Here is a 21,695-nt window from a genome sequence, read left to right on the forward strand (position 1 = left end):
ATGATCTCCAGTTCCTCGCCGACCTTGACCACGCCGCGCTCGACGCGGCCGGTGACGACCGTGCCGCGGCCCGAGATCGAGAACACGTCCTCGATCGGCATCAGGAACGGCTTGTCGAGCGGACGAACCGGCGTCGGGATGTAGGCGTCGACCGCAGCCATCAGCTCGCGGATCGCGTCCTCGCCGATCTTCTTGTCCGAATCTTCGAGTGCAGCCAGCGCCGAACCCTTGACGATCGGAATGTCGTCGCCGGGGAATTCGTTCTTCGACAGCAGTTCGCGAACCTCGAGCTCGACCAGTTCGAGCAGCTCGGCATCGTCGACCTGGTCGACCTTGTTCAGGAACACCACGATCGACGGCACGCCGACCTGACGGGCAAGCAGGATATGCTCTCGGGTCTGCGGCATCGGGCCGTCGGCGGCCGACACGACCAGGATCGCGCCGTCCATCTGCGCGGCACCGGTGATCATGTTCTTCACATAGTCGGCGTGGCCGGGGCAGTCGACGTGGGCATAGTGGCGGTTGGCGGTCTCGTATTCGACGTGAGCCGTCGAGATCGTGATGCCGCGCGCCTTCTCTTCAGGCGCCGCGTCGATCTGGTCATAGCGCTTGTATTCGCCAAAATACTTGGTGATCGCCGCCGTCAGCGACGTCTTGCCATGGTCGACGTGACCAATCGTGCCGATGTTCACATGAGGCTTGGTGCGCTCGAATTTACCTTTTGCCATGTGATGTCTCCAATCCTGCTCGCCCGTGAGGGCCTTGATTTAAGTTACTGCTGCAACCCGTCGGGGCTACGCGTATTTCTTCTGGACTTCCTGGGCGACCGCGGTCGGCACAGGCTCGTAGTGATCGAACTGCATCGTGTAGGCCGCGCGGCCCTGGCTCATCGAGCGCAGGTTGTCGACATACTTGAACATGTTGGCGAGCGGCACCATCGCGTTGATAACCACCGCGACGCCACGTGCTTCCTGGCCCTGGATCTGACCGCGACGGCCGTTCAGGTCACCGATGACGCTGCCGACGTAATCTTCCGGCGTGACGACCTCGACCTTCATGATCGGCTCGAGCAGCTGTACGCCGAGCTTGGGCGCGGCTTCACGGAAGCAGGCACGGCCGGCGATTTCGAAGGCGAGCACCGAGGAGTCGACGTCGTGGTATGCGCCGTCGATGAGCGTCGCCTTGACGCCGATCATCGGGAAGCCCGCGAACGGACCCGACGACATGACGCTGTTGATGCCCTTTTCGACACCCGGGATGTATTCCTTCGGAACCGCACCGCCGACGATCTTGGTATCGAACTCGAACTCGGGGCTTTCCGGGTTCGGCTCGAACAGGATCTTGACGCGGGCGAACTGACCGGTACCGCCGGTCTGCTTCTTGTGCGTGTAGTCCTGCTCGTGCTTGCGGGTGATCGTTTCGCGGTAAGCCACCTGCGGCGCACCGACGTTGGCTTCGACCTTGAACTCGCGGCGCATGCGGTCGACGATGATGTCGAGATGCAGCTCGCCCATGCCGGAAATGATGGTCTGGCCGGATTCTTCGTCGGTCTTGACGCGGAAGGAGGGGTCCTCGGCGGCCAGGCGATGAAGGGCCAGGCCCATCTTTTCCTGGTCGTTCTTGGTCTTCGGCTCGATGGCGATCTGGATGACCGGATCGGGGAATTCCATGCGCTCGAGGATGACCGGGTGCAGCGGATCGCTCAGCGTATCGCCGGTGGTGGTGTCCTTGAGGCCGGCCAGGGCGACGATGTCGCCGGCAAAAGCCTCTTCGACGTCGGCGCGCGAGTTCGCATGCATCTGAAGCATGCGGCCAATGCGCTCCTTCTTGCCCTTCACGGTGTTGTCAACCGAGATGCCCTTGGTGAGCTTGCCCGAGTAGATGCGGGCAAAGGTCAACGAACCGACGAACGGGTCGTTCATGATCTTGAAGGCGAGCATCGAAAGCGGCTCGTTGTCGTCGGCGTGACGCTCGATCTCGGCATCGGTCTTGGCATCGACGCCCTTGATGGCCGGAACATCGGCCGGCGACGGCAGGTATTCGACGACGGCGTCGAGCAGCGGCTGCACGCCCTTGTTCTTGAAGGCCGAGCCGCAGAACATCGGGTAGAACTTCACCGCGATGGTGCCCTTGCGGATCAGCGCGCGGATCTCGTCATTCGACGGCATCTTGCCTTCGAGGTAATTCTCAAGCGCCGTCTCGTCCATTTCGACGGCGGCTTCGATCATCTTCTCGCGATATTCTTCCGCACGAGCCTGAAGGTCGGCCGGGATCTCGACGACGTCCCAGGCAGCGCCCAGCGTCTCGTCGCGCCAGACCAGCGCGTTCATCTCGACCAGGTCGACGACGCCCTTGAATTCGGTCTCGGCGCCGATCGGCAGCTGCATGACGACGGCATGCGCGCCGAGGCGCGAACCGATCATTTCGACCGAGCGGTAGAAGTCGGCGCCAATCTTGTCCATCTTGTTGCAGAAGATCATGCGCGGAACGCGGTACTTGTCCGCCTGGCGCCAGACGGTTTCCGTCTGCGGCTCGACACCGGCGTTGGCATCGAGCAGCGCAATGGCGCCGTCGAGCACGCGCAGCGAACGCTCGACTTCGATGGTGAAGTCGACGTGCCCGGGGGTGTCGATGATGTTGAAGCGGCGCATCTTGCCGTCACGAGCCTTCCAGAAGGTCGTGGTCGCGGCGGACGTGATGGTGATGCCGCGCTCCTGCTCCTGTTCCATCCAATCCATGGTGGCAGCGCCGTCGTGCACTTCGCCGATCTTGTGCGACTTGCCCGTGTAATAGAGGACGCGCTCGGTGGTCGTCGTCTTGCCGGCGTCAATATGCGCCATGATACCGAAATTGCGGTAGTCTTCGATTTTGTATTCGCGGGCCATCGTAACTGCCTCTCAGTCTCGTTCGCGCTTTACCAGCGGTAGTGCGCGAAAGCGCGGTTGGCTTCTGCCATCTTGTGGGTGTCTTCACGCTTCTTCACGGCGGTGCCGCGGTTGTTGGCCGCATCCATCAGCTCGCCGGAGAGGCGGTCGACCATGGTGGTCTCGTTGCGGTTGCGGGCCGCGGCGATCAGCCAACGGATCGCCAGCGCCTGGCGGCGCTCGGGACGCACGTCGACCGGAACCTGGTAGGTGGCGCCGCCGACGCGACGCGAACGCACTTCCACATGCGGCGCGACATTGTCGAGCGCCTGGTGGAAGACGGTGACCGGCTCCTGCTTGGTCTTCGACTGGACCTGGTCCAGCGCGCCGTAGACGATGGTCTCGGCGACCGACTTCTTGCCGTCATACATGACGGCATTCATGAACTTGGTGACGATCAGATCGCCGAACTTGGGATCCGGGTTGATCTCACGCTTTTCTGCACTGTGACGACGCGACATGGCTTTTGTCTCTCAATCTCGTAGCCCGGCGCATTCAAGCAGCACCAAGGCCGAAAATCTTACTTCGGACGCCTTACTTCGGACGCTTGGCGCCGTACTTCGAACGGCGCTGCTTGCGGTTCTTCACACCCTGCGTATCGAGCACGCCGCGGATGATGTGGTAGCGCACGCCCGGAAGATCCTTGACGCGGCCGCCGCGGATCATGACCACGGAGTGCTCCTGAAGGTTGTGACCTTCGCCGGGGATGTAACCGATCACTTCAAAACCATTGGTCAGGCGGATCTTGGCCACCTTGCGCAGCGCCGAGTTCGGCTTCTTCGGCGTCGTTGTATAGACGCGCGTGCAGACGCCCCGCTTCTGCGGGTTCTGCTGCATGGCCGGGACCTTGTTGCGCTTCACCGGCGCAATGCGCGGCTTGCGGATCAGCTGGTTGACGGTAGGCATTAAACCCTCTTGTCTCTCAATTCCGTGTCTCGTGCCGGTCAAGGCTCGCTCAAAGCGTCATTTCCATACGCAAATTCGGGCCACAAACCGCGCCTCGCGGTCTTGCCCGAACAAATCGCAGAGGAAGCGGAAACCGCTTCGTGCACGCCGGAAATGTCTTTTCGCTCGTAAAACGAACCCTGTTTGAGGCAAACTCCAAAGCGTGTCGCTTCGGAAGGGAGAGCCTCACATCGGTTCTGACTGGGCGGCTTCTACTCGTAAGCCCGCGAACCGTCAAGCCCGCAGTGGCAAATATTGCATCGAAGCCGGGACTTGGCAGCCATGCGAAAACCGCATGTAATTTTCTTTCGCGATTTTGCAATGCCGAGGAAGAAAGTGACCGGCTTTTGGCTTTTGCGCGCCCATGCTTCATGCGAAAAGGCGGCCTGAGCATCAACATCCCCTCGCCCGCGCTTGCCAGGAGGAATCAGCCGTGAACGACAATGAAGAACGCCCGGTCACCATCATCACCGGCCGGGTGTGGAAGCGCAAAGGCGGCAAGGTGGAAGGCGTGCATGTCATGCTGGTCGCTCCTGACGACGATTCGGCGGTCCGACGCGCACTCGAATCGCTGGCGGCGGAAGGTTACGCCGAGGCCGAGCTGGACCAGATCGGCGATATGGACGGGGTGCCCGACGACGAGCCGCATCTGTCGGCCTATCAGGGCGCGCTCGAAGGCGAAGTGTCGATCGTCACCTTCGACGCGCCGATCTGATCATGGGCGTGTCATGGGCGCGGTGTCCTTCCTTGCCTTCCTTGCCCTCCTTGCCGTGACGCGATTCGTTCGGATAGCCGGCACGGCCGACGCTTGCCCGTCATGGCCGATCTGCTAAGAGACGCGCAGTCGTCCAAACCCGGCGGAGCCTCATGTCCTCATCCATCTCGCCCATCAGAATCGGCATTGTCGGCGTCGGTAAGATCGTCCGCGACCAACACCTTCCCGCCTTGGCCAAGGATCGGGATTACCAGCTGATCGCGGCGGCCAGCCGGCACGGCAAGGTCGACGGCATTGTGAATTTCCCCGACATCGAGACGATGCTTGGCGCGGTCCCCGAACTCGATGCAGTGTCGCTGTGCATGCCGCCGCAGTTCCGCTATGACGCCGCGCGCAAGGCGCTCGAGGCTGGGAAGCACGTTTTCCTGGAAAAGCCGCCCGGTGCCACGGTCAGCGAGGTCGAGGACCTGAAGGCGCTCGCGGCAAAACAAGGCGTCTCACTGTTCGCAAGCTGGCATTCGCGCTACGCGCCGGCGGTCGAAGCGGCGCGGACATTCCTCGCTTCGACCAAAATCAAATCGGCGGCGATCGTCTGGAAGGAAGATGTGCGCCGCTGGCACCCAAACCAGGACTGGATCTGGCAGCCTGGCGGCTTCGGCGTCTTCGATCCCGGCATCAACGCGCTGTCGATCGCAACCTACATCCTGCCGGCCATGTACATCACTTCGGCCGTGCTCGACTTTCCGGCGAACCGTGACGCGCCGATCGCGGCCCAGGTCGCGTTCCGGGCAGCGAACGGATCGGATGTGACGATGGATCTCGACTGGTTGCAGACCGGACCGCAGAGCTGGGACATCCTGGCCGATACGGATGCCGGACAGATGGTGCTCTCGGGTGGCGGCTCGAAGCTCGCCGTCGATGGCAATATCGTACACGAGGAGCCGGAAGCGGAATATCCGATGCTCTACCGGCGCTTCGCCGAAATCGTGCACGCCGAGACGTCAGATGTGGACCTTGCGCCGCTCCAGCACGTTGCCGACGCCTTCATGCTCGGCAAGCGCAACGTGGTCGAGGCGTTTTTCGACTGAGGTCGCCGGGCCGCCTTGGCATCAGTCGACAACCGCAATCGCAAACCCGTCATAGCCCTTGGCGCCCACCGTCTGGATGGCGGTGCCGTCCAGCCGTTTGTCGCCACCGATGAATGAAAATGCCGCGCGGGCGCCCTCGACATTGGCATCGCGTCCATCTTCATCCAGAACGGCACCATCGCGGATGACGTTGTCGCAGACGATGACCGTTCCTGACCGCGACAGCCGCAAGGCGCAGGCCAGATAGTTCGGGTTGTTCGGCTTGTCCGCGTCGATGAAGATGAGATCGAACGGGCCGGCATTCTCGCCGCCCAGTTCTGTGAGCGACTGGAGCGCCGAACCGACACGCAGTTCCACACGGTCCGCAACCCCTGCCCGCTCCAAATTCGAACGCGCGACCTTGGCATGGTGCGGATCGAGTTCGAGTGTCACGACCTTGCCGTCAGCAGGCAATCCCCGCGCCATCCAGATGGTCGAATAGCCACCCAGCGTGCCGATCTCGAGCACCTTCTTCGCGCCGCTGATGCGCACTAGCAGCGAGAGCAGCTTTCCTTGCGCCGCCGAGACGTCGATCGCCGGCAGGCCCTGGCGGCGGTTGGCCGCCAGAACCGCGTCGAGAACGGGATCCGCCTCGAAGAGAGAAGAAACGATGTAGTCATCGACAGCCGTCCAGGTCTTCGTGTTCATCCGCTTTCCTCCGATCGCAAAAATGAAAAAGCCGCCGGGTTGCCCCGACGGCTTCTGTTGCCTGAGATTTTTGCCGCCGCGCCTACTGCGCGGCGGTTGTCATGTCCGCCAGCATCGGCTCGGCGACTTCCACACCGGAGGCCTTGCGGCGCTCGTCGATGATCAGTTCGTCGCGCGAGGTGGCGATGCGCCGGATCTGGCTCATCGTGCCGCCGGTGCCGGCGGGGATCAGCCGGCCGACGATGACGTTTTCCTTCAAGCCCTGCAGCATGTCGGTCTTGCCGGCAACCGCGGCTTCCGTCAGCACCCTGGTCGTCTCCTGGAAGGAGGCGGCCGAGATGAAGGACGGCGTCTGCAGCGACGCCTTGGTGATGCCCAAGAGCACCGGCTGGCCTTCGGCCGGCTTCTTGCCGTCCTCGACCAGGCGCTCGTTGACCTCTTCCAGTTCGATCACGTCGACGTGGTCGCCCGGGATATAGGTCGAGTCGCCCTGCACCGTGATCTCGACCTTCTGCAGCATCTGGCGAACGATCACCTCGATGTGCTTGTCGTTGATGGAGACGCCCTGCAGGCGGTAGACTTCCTGGATCTCGTTGACGAGGTAGGAAGCAAGTGCCTCCACGCCCTTGATCGCCAGGATGTCGTGCGGCGCCGGATTGCCGTCGAGGATGTAGTCGCCCTTCTCTATGACGTCGCCGTCCTGGAGATGGAACGGCTTGCCCTTCGGGATCAGGTACTCGACCGGCTCGAGCGTCGAGTCATGCGGCTCGATGATAATACGGCGCTTGTTCTTGTAGTCGCGGCCGAAGCGGATCGTGCCATCGATCTCGGCGATGATGGCGTGATCCTTCGGACGACGTGCCTCGAACAGTTCGGCAACACGCGGCAGACCGCCGGTGATGTCCTTGGTCTTGGCGCTTTCCATCGGGATACGCGCCAGCACGTCGCCGGGGCGAACCTGAGCACCCGGCTCGACCGAGAGAATGGCCTCGACCGAGAGCAGGAAGCGGGCGTCGCCACCCTTCGACAGCTTGCCGACCTTGCCCTTGGTGTCCAGGATGGCAATCGCGGGCTTGAGGTCGTTGCCACGCGGCGTCGAACGCCAGTCGATGACCTCACGCTTGGTGATGCCGGTCGACTCGTCGGCCGTTTCCTGAACGGAAATGCCGTCGACCAGATCCTCATACGACACCTTGCCCTCGATTTCAGTGAGGACAGGACGGGTATAGGGATCCCACTCGGCGATACGCTGACCGCGCTTCACCTTGTCGCCATCGTCCACGAAGATGCGCGAACCATAGGTGACACGGTGCGTGGCGCGCTCCTTGCCGGCTTCGTCGAGGATCAGCACCGCCATGTTGCGGCCCATGACCATCTGCTGGCCGTCCGAGTTGCGCACCACGTTGCGGTTGCGGATCTCGACCTTGCCCTCATAGGAGGCTTCAAGGAACGAGCTGTCCACCACCTGCGCCGTACCGCCCATGTGGAAGGTACGCATGGTGAGCTGCGTGCCCGGCTCGCCGATCGACTGCGCCGCGATGACGCCGACGGCTTCGCCCTGGTTGACCGGGGTGCCGCGGGCCAGATCGCGTCCGTAGCAGACCGCGCAGACGCCGATCCTGACTTCGCAGGTCAGGGCCGAGCGGATGCGGACCGACTGCACGCCGGCCTTTTCGATCTGCTCCACGTCACGCTCGTCCATCAGCGTTCCGGCCTTGACCAGAACCTCGCCCGACACCGGATGGGTGATGTCGTCGAGCGATGTACGGCCCAGTACGCGCTGGCCGACCGAAGCAACGACCTGACCGGCATCGACGATCGGCTGCATGGTGAGGCCCTTGTCGGTGCCGCAATCCACGGAGTTGACGATGCAGTCCTGCGCCACGTCGACCAGACGACGGGTGAGGTAACCCGAGTTCGCCGTCTTCAAGGCGGTATCGGCCAGACCCTTGCGGGCGCCGTGGGTCGAGTTGAAGTACTCGAGCACGGTCAGGCCTTCCTTGAAGTTCGAGATGATCGGCGTCTCGATGATTTCACCCGACGGCTTGGCCATCAGGCCGCGCATGCCAGCGAGCTGGCGCATCTGGGTGGGCGAGCCGCGCGCACCGGAGTGCGACATCATGTAGATCGAGTTCATCGGCTTCTGACGGCCGTTGTCCTCGAACTCGACCGCCTTGATGCGGGCCATCATTTCGTCGGCGACCTTTTCCGAGCACTTGGCCCAGGCGTCGACGACCTTGTTGTACTTCTCGCCCTGCGTGATCAGGCCGTCATTGTACTGCTGCTCGTACTCCTTGGCCAAAGCCTCGGTGTCCGACACCAGCTTGATCTTGGTGTCCGGGATCAGCATGTCGTCCTTGCCGAACGAAATGCCGGCACGGCAGGCATGGGCAAAGCCGAGCGCCATGATGCGGTCGCAGAAAATGACCGTCTCCTTCTGACCGCAATGGCGGTAGACGGTGTCGATCATCTTGGAGATGTTCTTCTTGGTCATCTCCTGGTTGGCGGTCTCGTAGGGCACGTTGACGTTCTTCGGCAGAAGCTCGCCGATGATCATGCGGCCAGGCGTGGTGTCATGGATTTTCGACACGACCTTGCCTTCGGCGTCGACCGTGCGGAAGCGGCCCTTGATCTTGGCGTGCAGGGTCACCGCCTTGGTCTCGAGCGCGTGCTGGAGTTCGCCCATGTCGGCAAACACCATGCCCTCGCCCGGCTCGTTCTGGTTGACGATCGAGAGGTAGTAGAGACCCAGGACCATGTCCTGCGACGGCACGATGATCGGCGCGCCGGAAGCCGGGTGCAGGATGTTGTTGGTCGACATCATCAGCACGCGGGCTTCCAACTGCGCTTCCAGCGACAGCGGCACGTGAACGGCCATCTGGTCGCCGTCGAAGTCGGCGTTGAAGGCCGTGCAGACCAGCGGGTGAAGCTGGATCGCCTTGCCTTCGATCAGGATCGGCTCGAACGCCTGGATGCCCAGGCGGTGCAGCGTCGGCGCGCGGTTGAGCAGCACCGGATGCTCGCGGATGACCTCATCGAGGATATCCCAGACTTCCGGACGCTCCTTCTCGACCAGCTTCTTGGCCTGCTTGACGGTCGAGGAGTAACCCTTGGCGTCGAGACGGGCGTAGATGAAGGGCTTGAACAGTTCGAGCGCCATCTTCTTCGGCAGGCCGCACTGGTGCAGCTTGAGCTCCGGACCGGTGACGATAACCGAGCGTCCGGAATAGTCGACGCGCTTGCCGAGCAGGTTCTGACGGAACCGGCCCTGCTTGCCCTTGAGCATGTCGGACAGCGACTTCAGCGGACGCTTGTTGGCGCCGGTGATGACGCGGCCGCGACGGCCGTTGTCGAACAGCGCATCGACGGCTTCCTGCAGCATGCGCTTTTCATTGCGCACGATGATGCCCGGCGCCCGCAGCTCGATCAGCCGCTTCAGGCGGTTGTTGCGGTTGATGACGCGGCGGTAGAGATCGTTCAGATCGGACGTCGCGAAACGACCGCCGTCCAGCGGGACGAGCGGGCGCAGGTCCGGCGGGATCACCGGAACCACCTTCATGATCATCCATTCCGGACGGTTGCCGGATTCCATGAAGTTCTCGACGACCTTGAGCCGCTTCAGATACTTTTTCTGCTTCAGCTCGGACGTGGTCGATGCCAGTTCCGAACGCAGGTCGCCGGCGATCTTCTCCAGGTCCATGCCGGCCAGAAGGTCATGAATAGCCTCGGCGCCGATCATGGCGGTGAAACTATCCTCGCCATATTCGTCGACGGCGATCATGTACTCTTCCTCGCTGAGCAGCTGGTGCTCCTTCAGCGCGGTGAGGCCAGGCTCGGTGACGATGTAGTTCTCGAAGTAGAGGACGCGCTCGATGTCCTTCAGCGTCATGTCGAGCAGCGTGCCGATGCGCGAGGGCAGCGACTTCAGGAACCAGATGTGAGCGACGGGAGCCGCCAGCTCGATATGGCCCATGCGCTCGCGGCGGACGCGCGACAGCGTGACTTCGACGCCGCACTTCTCGCAGATGACCCCCTTGTACTTCATGCGCTTGTACTTGCCGCACAGGCATTCATAGTCCTTGATCGGGCCAAAAATGCGCGCGCAGAACAGACCGTCACGCTCCGGCTTGAAGGTGCGGTAGTTGATGGTCTCCGGCTTCTTGATCTCGCCGAACGACCAGGACAGAATCTTCTCAGGGCTGGCAAGCGAAATCCGGATGGAATCGAACACCTGCGCAGGCGCCTGCGGATTGAAGAGATTCATGACCTCTTGGTTCATGCCGTTCTCCTTTTCGGGGTCCTCGAAAACCCCTTGCATCTAACGCGGGCCGAATGCCCGCTGAGTGGTCGGCCCACCGGCCGAAGAATTGGTGCATCCGGTCGCGAGAGCCCTCTCCCGCGCCCGGATGTCTTGTTTACTCGGCCGCGCCCCTATTCGGCAGCATCGGGCAGCCGGATCGGGTTGTCGTCGAGCTTGGTGTTCTCGAGCTCGACATTGAGGCCGAGAGACCGCATTTCCTTGACGAGCACGTTGAAGCTCTCGGGAATGCCTGCCTCGAACGTGTCGTCGCCACGCACGATCGCCTCGTAGACCTTGGTGCGGCCGGCGACGTCGTCCGACTTCACCGTCAGCATTTCCTGCAGCGTGTAAGCGGCGCCGTAGGCTTCCAGTGCCCAGACCTCCATCTCGCCGAAGCGCTGGCCGCCGAACTGCGCCTTGCCGCCCAGCGGCTGCTGGGTGACGAGCGAGTACGGACCGATCGAACGCGCGTGGATCTTGTCGTCCACGAGGTGGTGAAGCTTGAGCATGTAGATATAGCCCATCGTCACCTTGCGATCGAACGGCTCGCCGGTGCGTCCGTCATAGAGCTGCGACTGACCGCTGGTGTGCAGGCCCGCCTGCTCCAGCATGATGTTGATGTCAGCCTCATGCGCGCCGTCGAACACCGGGGTCGCGATGGAGACGCCGCGGCGCATCTGCTCGCTCAGGCGAACGATGCTCTCGTCGTCATATTCGCGAACCGGCTCGTTGCGGTCGTTGGCCGGCATGAAGCTCTCGAGCGTCTTGCGCAGCGGCTTGATGTCGCCGGCTGTCTTGTACGCATCGATAAGCTCGCCGATCTTCCTGCCCATGCCAGCGCAGGCCCAGCCCAGATGCGTTTCCAGGATCTGGCCGACATTCATGCGGCTCGGCACACCCAGCGGGTTGAGCACGATATCGGCATGCGTGCCGTCCTCGAGGAAAGGCATGTCCTCGACCGGAACGATACGCGACACGACACCCTTGTTGCCGTGACGGCCGGCCATCTTGTCGCCGGGCTGCATCTTGCGCTTCACCGCCACGAAGACCTTGACCATCTTCATGACGCCCGGAGGCATTTCGTCGCCGCGCTGCACCTTCTCGACCTTGTCCATGAAGCGCTGTTCGAGCGCCTTCTTGGAATCGTCGTACTGGCCACGCAGGGCTTCCAGTTCGCTCTGGAGCTTTTCGTTCTCCACCGCAAACTGCCACCACTGCGAACGCGGATACTCGTCGAGCGTGTCCTTGGACAGCGTCGAGCCCTTCTTGAAGCCCTTCGGTCCAGCGATCGCTTCCTTGCCGACGAGAACGTCGGAAAGACGCGCATAGACGTTACGGTCCAGAATGGCCTGCTCGTCGTCGCGATCCTTGGCGAGGCGTTCGATCTCCTCGCGCTCGATCGCCATGGCGCGCTCGTCCTTCTCCACACCGTGGCGATTGAACACGCGCACCTCGACGACGGTGCCGAAAGTGCCCGGAGGCATGCGCATCGAAGTGTCGCGCACGTCGGAAGCCTTTTCGCCGAAGATGGCGCGCAGAAGCTTCTCTTCCGGCGTCATCGGGCTCTCGCCCTTCGGCGTGATCTTGCCGACCAGGATGTCGCCCGGCTGCACTTCCGCACCGATATAGACGATGCCGGCTTCGTCGAGGTTCTTCAGCGCTTCTTCCGAGACGTTTGGAATATCGCGCGTGATTTCCTCCGGACCGAGCTTGGTATCGCGCGCCATGACCTCGAACTCCTCGATGTGGATCGAGGTGAAGACGTCGTCGGCCACGATACGCTCGGAGAGCAGGATCGAGTCCTCGTAGTTGTAGCCGTTCCACGGCATGAACGCGACCAGCACGTTGCGGCCGAGCGCCAGATCACCAAGCTCGGTCGAGGGACCGTCGGCGATGATGTCGCCCTTGTTGACCCGGTCACCCATGCGCACCAGCGGACGCTGGTTGATGCAGGTGTTCTGGTTCGAGCGCTGGAACTTCATCAGCCGGTAGATGTCGACGCCGGACTTGCCCGGATCGAGATCCTCGGTGGCGCGGATAACGATACGCGTGGCGTCCACCTGGTCGACGATGCCGCCACGACGCGCGCCGATGGCGGCGCCCGAGTCACGGGCGACGATCGGCTCCATGCCGGTACCGACGAACGGCGCCTCGGCGCGCACCAGCGGCACGGCCTGGCGCTGCATGTTCGAGCCCATCAGAGCGCGGTTGGCGTCGTCGTTCTCGAGGAACGGGATGAGCGCCGCGGCAACAGACACCATCTGCTTGGGCGACACGTCCATCAGGTCGACGTTTTCGCGCGGCGCCATCATCACTTCGCCGGCGCTGCGGCAAATGACGAATTCGTCGACGAAGCCGCCATTCTTGTCGAGCTCGGCGTTGGCCTGCGCGACATGGTGCTTGGCCTCTTCCATCGCCGAAAGATAGACGACGTCATTGGTCAGCTTGCCGTCGACGATCTTGCGGTACGGGCTTTCGATGAAGCCGTACTTGTTGACGCGCGCGAAGGTCGCCAGCGAGTTGATCAGACCGATATTCGGGCCTTCCGGCGTCTCGATCGGGCAGATACGGCCGTAATGCGTCGGGTGCACGTCGCGCACTTCGAAGCCGGCACGCTCGCGGGTCAGACCGCCCGGCCCAAGCGCCGAGAGACGACGCTTGTGGGTGATCTCCGACAGCGGGTTGGTCTGGTCCATGAACTGCGACAGCTGCGAGGAACCGAAGAACTCGCGCACGGCGGCGGCCGCCGGCTTGGCGTTGATCAGGTCCTGCGGCATGACCGTGTCGATCTCGATCGAGGACATGCGTTCCTTGATCGCGCGCTCCATGCGCAGCAGGCCGACGCGGTACTGGTTCTCCATCAGCTCGCCGACCGAACGCACGCGGCGGTTGCCGAGATTGTCGATGTCGTCGATCTCGCCCTTGCCATCACGCAGTTCGACCAGCGTCCTGACCACGGCCAGGATGTCGTCCTTGCGCAGCACGCGCACGGTGTCCTCGGCCTTGAGCTCGAGGCGCATGTTCATCTTGACGCGGCCGACGGCGGACAGGTCGTAGCGCTCGCTGTCGAAGAACAGCGAGTTGAACATGGCTTCGGCGGTCTCGAGCGTAGGCGGCTCGCCCGGGCGCATGACACGGTAGATGTCGAACAGCGCGTCTTGGCGGCTCTCGTTCTTGTCGACGGCGAGCGTGTTGCGGATATAGGCGCCGACATTGACATGGTCGATGTCGAGGACCTGGATCTCCTGCTCGCCGGTGCCGAGCAGCACCTTGAGCGTCTTGTCGTCGATCTCGTCGCCGGCCTCGAGGAAAATCTCGCCGGTGGCGTAGTTGACGATGTCCTCGGCCAGGTAGTTGCCGAGCAGATCCTCGTCGGTCGCCTTGATCGCCTTGAGACCCTTTTCGCCGAGCTGGCGTGCCTGGCGAGCGGTGATCTTCTTGCCCGCCTCGACGACGATCTCGCCGGTGTCGGCATCGACCAGGTCGCCGACGGCCTTGAGGCCGCGGAAACGCTCGACGTTGAAGGGAATGCGCCAATGGTCGCCGGCGCGCTTGTAGGTGATCTTGTTGTAGAAGGTCGACAGGATCTCCTCGCCGTCCATGCCGAGCGCCATCAGCAGCGACGTCACCGGAATCTTGCGGCGACGGTCGATGCGGGCATGCACGACGTCCTTGGAATCGAACTCGATGTCGAGCCACGAGCCACGGTAAGGGATCACGCGGGCGGCAAACAGAAGCTTGCCCGACGAGTGCGACTTGCCCTTGTCGTGGTCGAAGAAGACGCCCGGCGAGCGGTGCATCTGCGAGACGATGACGCGCTCGGTACCGTTGACGATAAAGGTGCCGTTCAAGGTCATGAGCGGCATGTCGCCCATGTAGACGTCCTGCTCCTTGATGTCCTTGATCGACTTGGCACCGGTATCCTCGTCGATATCGAACACGATGAGGCGCAGCGTCACCTTCAGCGGCGCGGCATAGGTCAGGTCGCGCTGACGGCATTCGTCAACGTCGAATTTCGGTCCTTCGAACTCGTACTTCACGAACTCCAGCATGGAGGAGCCGGAAAAATCGGAGATCGGGAAGACCGACTTGAAAACAGCCTGCAGTCCTTCGTCGGGACGTCCGCCCTTGGGCTCGTCCACCATCAGGAACTGGTCATAGGATGCCTTCTGAACCTCGATAAGGTTCGGCATCTCCGCAACTTCCGGGATCTTCCCGAAGAACTTGCGTACGCGTCTGCGGCCATTGAAAGTCTGGGTCTGGGCCATCGTCGCTCCTTAGCTCTAAACTCGGGACGAACCTCGCCGCGGTTCGTCTTGCATACTGAGCCACCTGGGCGGCGGCTCTCTGTCTGTTCTCCGGCCGCCTCTCCAATTGCTTGGCGGTTACCGGCTAAAACGGGAGAAAACCCGTTTCCTGAAGGCCGGGTTACGGCCCTCAAGAAAGAGGTTCTCGTACATCTCGCGTCACGCAGCCTCCCCTGATCACCCAAGGGAGTGGCGGACGGCGCGAGGCCGCCCGCCGCTTTTTACGCTTACTTCAGGTCGACCTTGGCGCCGGCTGCTTCCAGCTGGGCCTTGAACTTGTCAGCGTCGGCCTTGGAAACGCCTTCCTTGACCGGCTTCGGAGCCGCTTCGACCAGGTCCTTGGCTTCCTTGAGGCCAAGACCGGTGATGGCGCGGACTTCCTTGATGACGTTGATCTTCTGAGCGCCGGCCTCGGTGAGAACGACGTCGAATTCCGTCTTTTCCTCGACCGGGGCAGCAGCAGCGGCAGCACCGCCAGCAGCGGCAACCGCCACCGGAGCAGCAGCCGAAACGCCCCACTTTTCTTCCAGAAGCTTCGACAGCTCAGCCGCCTCGAGGACGGTCAGCTTCGAAAGGTCGTCTACGATCTTTGCCAGATCAGCCATTGTTGTGTTCCTTCGTTAGGTTCGAACGTGTGTTTTTGATAGCGAGGAACGGCCTCATGCCGCCTCGTCCTTCCGGGCGTAAGCGCCGATGACGCGCGCGACCGAGGCCGCTGGCGCATTGACGATCTGGGCGATCCGGGTTGCCGGCGTGGCGATCATGCCAACCAGCCTGGCGCGCAGCTCATCGAGCGACGGAAGTGTGGCGAGTGCCTTCACACCGTCGGCGTTGAGCGAGGTGGTGCCCATTGCGCCGCCGAGAATGACGAGCTTGTCATTCCCCTTGGCGAAATCGGACGCGACCTTCGGCGCCGCAATCGGATCCTCCGAATAGGCGATCAGCGTCTGTCCCTTGAACAGCTCGATGATCGATGCGGAGTCCGTGCCCTGAAGAGCGATTTTGGCGAGACGGTTCTTCGCGACTTTAACGGTGCCACCGGCAGCGCGCATCTTCGACCGAAGGTCGTTCATTTGCGCGACGGTGATACCGGCATAGTGGGCCACGACGACTGAACCCGCGCCCGAAAACGCATCATTCAGGCCCGTGACGAGTTCGCGTTTTTCCGCTCTGTCCACTGCCTATCTCCAGTTGACCCCAGTCCTGCCAACGGGAACATTCCCATTTCGAGGACAGGCGTCGGGTTGCCTTTTGCCGGCCGGGCCATCCAGTAACGGATCTCCCGAACGACGCTCGAGGATCCTGCCCCCTTTCGCCACATCGACGGCAAAGCCGGCGATGCGCAGACAAAAGGCAAACACGGTTCGAACCTTTCATTGGAGCTTGTTGCTCCGTTGTCCGGTTTTCACCCGTCTCATGCAGGCCCACATGAATTAAGGCCCTCCTCTTGAATCAAGGTTCGGGCCGCCCGCAATCTCGGACAGGATGTCCGGAAGCCTTCCGGCTTCCGGTACCGGGCCCAGGATAAATCCAAGGCCCGGAATTCAGTCACGGATCAGCCTTCGAAAGGCCAATCCAAATCCAATCAGGACGCGGCGAGCGTCGCGACGTCGAGCTTGAGGCCCGGGCCCATCGTCGAGGTGACAGACACCTTCTTGACGTAGTTGCCCTTGGCGCCAGCCGGCTTTGCCTTGGTCACCGCATCGGCGAAGGCACGGACGTTCTCTTCCAGCGCCTTGACGTCGAAAGAGACCTTGCCGACACCGGCATGAACGATGCCGGCCTTCTCGACACGGAACTCGACCGCGCCGCCCTTCGAAGCCTTGACGGCCGCGGCGACATCGGTGGTGACGGTGCCGACCTTCGGGTTCGGCATCATGCCGCGCGGGCCGAGCACCTTACCGAGACGGCCGACGAGCGGCATCATGTCCGGCGTGGCGATGCAGCGATCGAAATCGATCGTGCCCTTCTGGACGATGTCGACCAGATCCTCGGCACCGACGATGTCGGCACCGGCGGCCTTGGCCTCTTCGGCCTTGTCGCCACGGGCGAACACGGCGACACGGACCGAGCGGCCGGTGCCGTTCGGCAGGTTGACCACGCCGCGAACCATCTGGTCGGCATGACGCGGGTCGACGCCGAGGTTCATGGCCACTTCGATGGTCTCGTCGAACTTGACCGAGGAACGATCCTTGAGCAGCTTCAGCGCATCACCGAGCGCATAAGCCTTGTTGGGATCGATGCCTTCACGGGTCTTCGATACACGTTTTGCAATCTTTGCCATGATCTTAGCCCACCACTTCCAGACCCATCGAGCGGGCGGAGCCCTCGACCATGCGCATGGCCGCTTCGACGTCGTTCGCGTTCAGATCCTTCATCTTGGCGGTCGCGATTTCGCGAACCTTGTCGCGCGAAACCGTGCCAGCCTTGACCTTGCCCGGCTCCTTCGAGCCCGACTTCAGGTTCGCGGCCTTCTTCAGGAAGTAGCTCACCGGGGGCGTCTTCATGACGAAGGTGAACGACTTGTCCTGGTAATAGGTGATGACGACCGGAACCGGCGATCCCTTTTCCATTTCCTGGGTCTGCGCGTTGAACGCCTTGCAGAACTCCATGATGTTGATGCCACGCTGACCAAGTGCCGGGCCGATCGGGGGAGACGGCGTGGCCGATCCCGCGGAGACCTGGAGCTTGAGCTGGCCTGCAATTTTCTTAGCCATCTCTTTTCCTGCCTTTGTCTATGCCGGCTCCACGATCTGGGAAACACCGGCGGTTGCAGTCTGGTGGTGCGGTTCTTGCGGCCGGCTAAAGCCGCCTTCGCCTCCCACCGTTCTCAAGCCGCGCGTTGCCGCGCCGCCTCCCCTGATCGCCGGACCGGCATCAGGGATTTCGGATCAGCCCTTTTCGACCTGTCCGAATTCCAGATCGACGGGCACAGCGCGCCCGAAGATCGAAACTTCCACCTTGAGCCGCGCCCGCTCCTCGTCCACTTCCTGGACGAAACCGTTGAACGACGCGAAGGGACCATCCGAAACGCGGATCGCCTCGCCGATCTCGAAAGTGACCGAGGGCTTCGGCCGCTCGACGCCTTCCTGTACCTGGTTCAGGATGCGCTGGGCTTCGGCCTCGGTGATCGGCACCGGCTTGGAGTCGCCGAGAAAACCTGTGACTTTCGGCGTGTTCTTGACCAGCGAGAACACGGCGTCGGTCAGGTTGGCCTTCAAGAGCACGTAGCCCGGGAAGAACTTGCGCTCAGCGTCGACCTTGCGGCCGCGACGAACCTCGACGACCTTCTCGGTCGGCACCACGATCTGCTCGATATCGGCGGACAGGCCCTTCTGCTTGGCCTTGTTCTCGATGTCCTCGGCGACCTTCTTCTCGAAGTTCGAATAGGCGTGGACGATGTACCAGCGCGTAGCCATTTTTTCGACTTCTCCTAATCGCCGGACTTAGCGTCCAATGCCCAGAATCTGCTCGACCGCGAGGCCCATGAGCTGATCGGCGGTGAAGAAGAAGATCATCGCAATCACAGCAAAGGCCAGGACCATGACCGTCGAGATCATCGTCTCGCGGCGCGACGGCCAAGTCACCTTGGCTGTCTCCGCGCGCACCTGCTGGAGAAAGACGAAAGGATTTGTGGTTTTCGAAGCCATATGCCGCCTGTCTTCAAGACCCGTTGGCCGGGTCCCCTGGATGATCCCGCTGGCCGGGACGTGCCGCCTGAGCCCAATCTCGCGCCGAATCAGCGCAATCATTTCGCCCATGCAAATCAGACGCGTAAAGCCGGCTTCCCAGCTCCACGCGTCGCGTGTCTGTTTCGTCTACATAAAACCGATTCTTGATCCACGCAAGTGGCAAGTGCCCGCTTTATGACCAAACGCCGCCTCGGAACCATCCAGTCGTTCCGTCCCGGCTATGGCGCCCTTATGCCCCAATCGGGCTAATATGGCAAGCGGCTCGCCGATTTTCAAAGGCAGCCCGCGAAATATCGTTTTGATGCCATCTCAGGAAATGGCACGGGCAGCAGGGCTCGAACCTACGACCTGCGGTTTTGGAGACCGCCGCTCTACCAACTGAGCTATGCCCGTACACGCGCGCTTCGGCGCAGGCGCTTCCTAAAAGCTTCCGCGCGCTCTGTAAAGAGCGGTTTGCAGGCAAACGTGCTTGCGCCAGAAATCAAGATAGTCGGCGACCAGCCCCTCGGCATCGATCTCCAGCTCCCGCCTGAAGTGGCTGGCGCGATTCATAGAGGTATCCCGGCAGCCGAAGCTATTTTGCGTCCGGCACCCGGTACGGACCGCCAGGCACGCCCCAGCCCCAGGCCGGCATCGGTTCGGTCTCGGGATCGCAGGTCTCGCCGAGATTGGAATTCATCTTGGCCAGCCGCGATCCCCATTCGACGTAGCCCATGAATGCTGAACGGAATTCCGGATCGTCCGGCAGACCGACCTCATCCGCCGCGTCGGCGAGAAGATTGATCCAGCGGCGGCGCTGCTCCTCGGTCAAATGCTTGCCCAGATGATGCATGACCATTTCGCGGTGGCCGCCAAAGGTTTCGCTGTAGGTTTTCGGTCCGCCGAAGACCTCACCGATGAAGGCCGCGACATGGGCGGGGTGGTCCGGCGACATGTGCTTGAACACCGGGCCAACGACCGGATCTCGTGCCACCTTGTCGTAGAAGGTTTGCGTCAGCCGGTTCAGCGCCTCGCCGCCTCCGGCCCATTCGTAGAGTGTCGGAACGTCCTGGCTCATTCTCGATCCTTCGCCGGCCCCGCCGTCGCGACGATAGCGGAAATCGGATATGGCTCAACCTGCCTCGATGGGCAGTTCCCCTGACATCGCCGTGCTCTACAGCCTGGCGGGCGCGTCGGCCTGTGCATTGGCGGCTGGCAGGCCCGGGCAATTGTCGGGCTTGGCAACAGCCTTGCAAATCGTGGAGCCGGTCAGCGCGTCGACCGATTGCGGTCCCGTTGTCAGTCCAAGCTTGAGCATGGTGTCTGGGTCAAGTTCCCTCTCGGTCGGGCGTCGTTCGATTGTTGCGAACAGAGCGGGACTGATCGCAATCTCGTCGAGGTAAGCCTTGACCACCAGCTTCTGTCCCATCGGGTACAGGCTGAGCCGCGCCCGGGGACCGACAAGCCGTCTGGCGCCGCCGGCGACCACTAACGCACAGGCGGAATCACACTCCACCCCCGCATCGATGCTCAGTCCGGCATAGGCTCCTTCAGTGGCCAGGCAGTTCCACGCGCCGGGGTCACAGTCGACGAAATCGGTGCGGGCAACGGCGATGTCGAGCTTTCTTTCATGGATAAGCCGCCCCATTGCGAGAGCGCTGGGCAGGTCGCCTCCGCGTGAGCTGATGACGACAGGCAGCCGTCGATCGCCAAGCGTGGCCAGCAACTGCCGCAGCTTCCGCGGCGCCTGGTTGGTGATCGCACCTTCGGCCGATATCCATTCCGGACAATCGGGATCGCACAGCGGATTGCTGCCGCGAACGACGACAAACCGCATGTCCCCGCCGGCCTTCGCGGTGTCCGGTTGAACGGCAGCCATGGGCCTTGCTGCGGCCGATGGCGTCGTCTTGCCTGCGGGTCCAGCTATTTGCCGGCAGTTCGTGGCCGGCTGGGCCAGGCCGCAGAGGCTTGCCGTGGTCAACAGATCCACTGTGTCCCGGCTGGTGACCAACTTCATCCTCACCATGTCGTCGAGCGGAATCTGACGAATCTCACTGGCCGGCGTGGCCTTCATGACTTCCAGTACGCCGTCTGCTATCCCCATTTCCCTCAGGTACGCCGAAAGCGTCTTCTCGACGGTCCTGCTCATCTCGTAAGTTTTGTAGCTGCCAGCGTTTTTGCGGCTGACCACCTTGGTGCTGATGATCTTCTTCCTGCCGTTCACGATCCGATACGTGGTCCGGTAGAGCAGCTTCTCCCGCTGGTATGTGGTGGTGATCTGGTGGACGCCGAGATAGCCGAAATCTCCAACGAAGCGGCGGACACCGCCGGAAAACATTAGCGGACAGGCCGAATTGCACATGGCTCCGTCGTCATAGGCCGTACCGAAATAATCGGCACTCTTGCCCTTGTTGTCCCCGCAGTTTGTTTCCGGTCGGCAATCGGAAAAAACAGTCACGCCGACGGCGATATCGAGCTTGTTCTTGCGGATCATACGGCCGAGTGCCAACGCGGCCTCGACGTTACCGCCGGGCGAATTGACGACGACCGGCAATTGCCTTCCCTTGAGCGCCTTGAGCGTGCGCTTGAAGAGAGACGGCGTGCCCGCGTCGATGGTACCGTCCGCCGATATCCATTCAGGACAGTTGGGTTCGCATCCCGGAGCGTTGCTGCGCACGACGACGAAGCGCATGGGCGGGATGTCGAGAGGCCCATCCTCCGCTCGCGCTGTCAAAACGGGCAGAGCCATGGCGACGGCGAGGCAAACCAGTGCCCATAACCGCCATGCCTTCCCATCGAAACGGTGCCTTGGAACCACTGTCGGCAAAGCTCCCCTCAGTGCAACCTATACTAGTTGCAGCCATGGCGCTTGCAACAGCTTTGAAACAAACGCGCAATGCTTGCGTTGCGAGGCGTCTGAAACGAAAAAGGGCGGCCCGAAGACCGCCCTTTCGTTTTCGAGACCGGCAGCAGCCGGATCGATTACTCTTTGATGGTGACGACGATGCCGGCACCGACGGTGCGGCCGCCTTCACGGATGGCGAAGCGCAGCTTCTCT

Annotated in this window: 18 protein-coding genes, 1 tRNA gene and 1 pseudogene; 2 read left to right on the top strand and 18 right to left on the bottom strand. The window is 62.2% G+C overall.

The genetic code is table 11. The features are described 5' to 3' along the window. The 4 genes from FJ936_RS30140 to rpsL form a co-directional block, all read right to left on the bottom strand. Nucleotides 1-728, bottom strand: a 728-nt coding sequence (locus tag FJ936_RS30140; protein ID WP_141907491.1) for an elongation factor Tu, incomplete at its 3' end; no start/stop codon positions are given. 66 nt (nucleotides 729-794) lie between these two features. Next, the gene (gene fusA / locus FJ936_RS30145; RefSeq protein WP_140793498.1) at nucleotides 795-2,885 is read right to left on the bottom strand and encodes an elongation factor G; all 2,091 of its coding nucleotides are present in this window, start codon (nucleotides 2,883-2,885) and stop codon (nucleotides 795-797) included. A gap of 29 nt (nucleotides 2,886-2,914) precedes the next feature. Next, entirely contained in the window at nucleotides 2,915-3,385 is a 471-nt protein-coding gene (rpsG, locus tag FJ936_RS30150; RefSeq protein WP_008875664.1) for a 30S ribosomal protein S7, read from the bottom strand. Nucleotides 3,386-3,458: 73 nt separating this feature from the next. Beyond that, the gene (rpsL, locus tag FJ936_RS30155; protein ID WP_006333356.1) at nucleotides 3,459-3,830 is read right to left on the bottom strand and encodes a 30S ribosomal protein S12; all 372 of its coding nucleotides are present in this window, start codon (nucleotides 3,828-3,830) and stop codon (nucleotides 3,459-3,461) included. A 472-nt stretch (nucleotides 3,831-4,302) separates the two neighbouring features. On the opposite strand from rpsL, the gene FJ936_RS30160 reads away from it, so the two are divergent. After that, a complete protein-coding gene (locus FJ936_RS30160) occupies nucleotides 4,303-4,584 on the top strand; it encodes a hypothetical protein (protein WP_015317988.1) in 282 nt (93 codons plus the stop codon). 164 nt (nucleotides 4,585-4,748) lie between these two features. Continuing rightward, nucleotides 4,749-5,672, top strand: a complete 924-nt coding sequence (locus FJ936_RS30165) for a Gfo/Idh/MocA family oxidoreductase (RefSeq protein WP_181171513.1) — start codon at nucleotides 4,749-4,751, stop codon at nucleotides 5,670-5,672. A 21-nt stretch (nucleotides 5,673-5,693) separates the two neighbouring features. On the opposite strand, the gene FJ936_RS30170 is transcribed toward FJ936_RS30165, so the two are convergent. From FJ936_RS30170 to FJ936_RS30230, 14 genes and pseudogenes are all read right to left on the bottom strand, one after another. Further along, the gene (locus tag FJ936_RS30170; RefSeq protein ID WP_140793502.1) at nucleotides 5,694-6,359 is read right to left on the bottom strand and encodes an O-methyltransferase; all 666 of its coding nucleotides are present in this window, start codon (nucleotides 6,357-6,359) and stop codon (nucleotides 5,694-5,696) included. An 82-nt stretch (nucleotides 6,360-6,441) separates the two neighbouring features. After that, nucleotides 6,442-10,638 carry a DNA-directed RNA polymerase subunit beta' gene (rpoC, locus tag FJ936_RS30175; RefSeq protein ID WP_015317991.1) on the bottom strand — a complete coding sequence of 1,399 codons (4,197 nt, stop codon included), beginning with the start codon at nucleotides 10,636-10,638 and terminating at the stop codon, nucleotides 6,442-6,444. 152 nt (nucleotides 10,639-10,790) lie between these two features. Further along, nucleotides 10,791-14,927, bottom strand: coding sequence for a DNA-directed RNA polymerase subunit beta (gene rpoB, locus FJ936_RS30180; protein ID WP_015317992.1), 4,137 nt, complete (start codon nucleotides 14,925-14,927; stop codon nucleotides 10,791-10,793). Between the two features lie 266 nt (nucleotides 14,928-15,193). Beyond that, the gene (gene rplL, locus FJ936_RS30185; RefSeq protein ID WP_015317993.1) at nucleotides 15,194-15,571 is read right to left on the bottom strand and encodes a 50S ribosomal protein L7/L12; all 378 of its coding nucleotides are present in this window, start codon (nucleotides 15,569-15,571) and stop codon (nucleotides 15,194-15,196) included. Nucleotides 15,572-15,625: 54 nt separating this feature from the next. Then, the gene (rplJ, locus tag FJ936_RS30190) at nucleotides 15,626-16,144 is read right to left on the bottom strand and encodes a 50S ribosomal protein L10 (protein WP_015317994.1); all 519 of its coding nucleotides are present in this window, start codon (nucleotides 16,142-16,144) and stop codon (nucleotides 15,626-15,628) included. 407 nt (nucleotides 16,145-16,551) lie between these two features. Next, a complete protein-coding gene (gene rplA / locus FJ936_RS30195) occupies nucleotides 16,552-17,250 on the bottom strand; it encodes a 50S ribosomal protein L1 (protein WP_140620687.1) in 699 nt (232 codons plus the stop codon). 4 nt (nucleotides 17,251-17,254) lie between these two features. Beyond that, nucleotides 17,255-17,683: a 50S ribosomal protein L11 gene (rplK, locus tag FJ936_RS30200; RefSeq protein ID WP_010909262.1), complete on the bottom strand. Its 429-nt coding sequence runs from the start codon at nucleotides 17,681-17,683 to the stop codon at nucleotides 17,255-17,257. Nucleotides 17,684-17,857: 174 nt separating this feature from the next. Beyond that, complete coding sequence (gene nusG / locus FJ936_RS30205; RefSeq protein ID WP_015317996.1) at nucleotides 17,858-18,385, bottom strand: transcription termination/antitermination protein NusG; 528 nt, start codon at nucleotides 18,383-18,385, stop codon at nucleotides 17,858-17,860. A 27-nt stretch (nucleotides 18,386-18,412) separates the two neighbouring features. Further along, nucleotides 18,413-18,616: a preprotein translocase subunit SecE gene (gene secE / locus FJ936_RS30210; RefSeq protein ID WP_013531408.1), complete on the bottom strand. Its 204-nt coding sequence runs from the start codon at nucleotides 18,614-18,616 to the stop codon at nucleotides 18,413-18,415. 359 nt (nucleotides 18,617-18,975) lie between these two features. Beyond that, nucleotides 18,976-19,051: transfer RNA gene (locus FJ936_RS30215), tRNA-Trp, on the bottom strand. A gap of 27 nt (nucleotides 19,052-19,078) precedes the next feature. Next, nucleotides 19,079-19,210 (bottom strand): hypothetical protein, encoded by a 132-nt coding sequence (locus FJ936_RS31225; RefSeq protein ID WP_281405471.1) that lies wholly within the window; start codon nucleotides 19,208-19,210, stop codon nucleotides 19,079-19,081. A 22-nt stretch (nucleotides 19,211-19,232) separates the two neighbouring features. Then, a complete protein-coding gene (locus tag FJ936_RS30220) occupies nucleotides 19,233-19,715 on the bottom strand; it encodes a group II truncated hemoglobin (RefSeq protein WP_140720536.1) in 483 nt (160 codons plus the stop codon). 96 nt (nucleotides 19,716-19,811) lie between these two features. Beyond that, entirely contained in the window at nucleotides 19,812-21,455 is a 1,644-nt protein-coding gene (locus FJ936_RS30225) for a hypothetical protein (protein WP_140793506.1), read from the bottom strand. A 164-nt stretch (nucleotides 21,456-21,619) separates the two neighbouring features. After that, nucleotides 21,620-21,695, bottom strand: a pseudogene (locus FJ936_RS30230) (elongation factor Tu); the annotation flags it as partial.

This window comes from Mesorhizobium sp. B2-4-13, from assembly GCF_006658535.1.
GTDB lineage: Bacteria > Pseudomonadota > Alphaproteobacteria > Rhizobiales > Rhizobiaceae > Mesorhizobium > Mesorhizobium australicum.

Bases quoted from the DNA above. Each gene is read 5' to 3' on its own strand.
- fusA (WP_140793498.1), bottom strand. From the start codon at position 2,885: ATGGCCCGCGAATACAAAATCGAAGACTACCGCAATTTCGGTATCATG.
- rpsG (WP_008875664.1), bottom strand. From the start codon at position 3,385: ATGTCGCGTCGTCACAGTGCAGAAAAGCGTGAGATCAACCCGGATCCC.
- rpsL (WP_006333356.1), bottom strand. From the start codon at position 3,830: ATGCCTACCGTCAACCAGCTGATCCGCAAGCCGCGCATTGCGCCGGTG.
- FJ936_RS30170 (WP_140793502.1), bottom strand. From the start codon at position 6,359: ATGAACACGAAGACCTGGACGGCTGTCGATGACTACATCGTTTCTTCT.
- rpoC (WP_015317991.1), bottom strand. From the start codon at position 10,638: ATGAACCAAGAGGTCATGAATCTCTTCAATCCGCAGGCGCCTGCGCAG.
- rpoB (WP_015317992.1), bottom strand. From the start codon at position 14,927: ATGGCCCAGACCCAGACTTTCAATGGCCGCAGACGCGTACGCAAGTTC.
- rplL (WP_015317993.1), bottom strand. From the start codon at position 15,571: ATGGCTGATCTGGCAAAGATCGTAGACGACCTTTCGAAGCTGACCGTC.
- rplA (WP_140620687.1), bottom strand. From the start codon at position 17,250: ATGGCAAAGATTGCAAAACGTGTATCGAAGACCCGTGAAGGCATCGAT.
- rplK (WP_010909262.1), bottom strand. From the start codon at position 17,683: ATGGCTAAGAAAATTGCAGGCCAGCTCAAGCTCCAGGTCTCCGCGGGA.
- nusG (WP_015317996.1), bottom strand. From the start codon at position 18,385: ATGGCTACGCGCTGGTACATCGTCCACGCCTATTCGAACTTCGAGAAG.
- secE (WP_013531408.1), bottom strand. From the start codon at position 18,616: ATGGCTTCGAAAACCACAAATCCTTTCGTCTTTCTCCAGCAGGTGCGC.
- FJ936_RS31225 (WP_281405471.1), bottom strand. From the start codon at position 19,210: ATGAATCGCGCCAGCCACTTCAGGCGGGAGCTGGAGATCGATGCCGAG.
- FJ936_RS30220 (WP_140720536.1), bottom strand. From the start codon at position 19,715: ATGAGCCAGGACGTTCCGACACTCTACGAATGGGCCGGAGGCGGCGAG.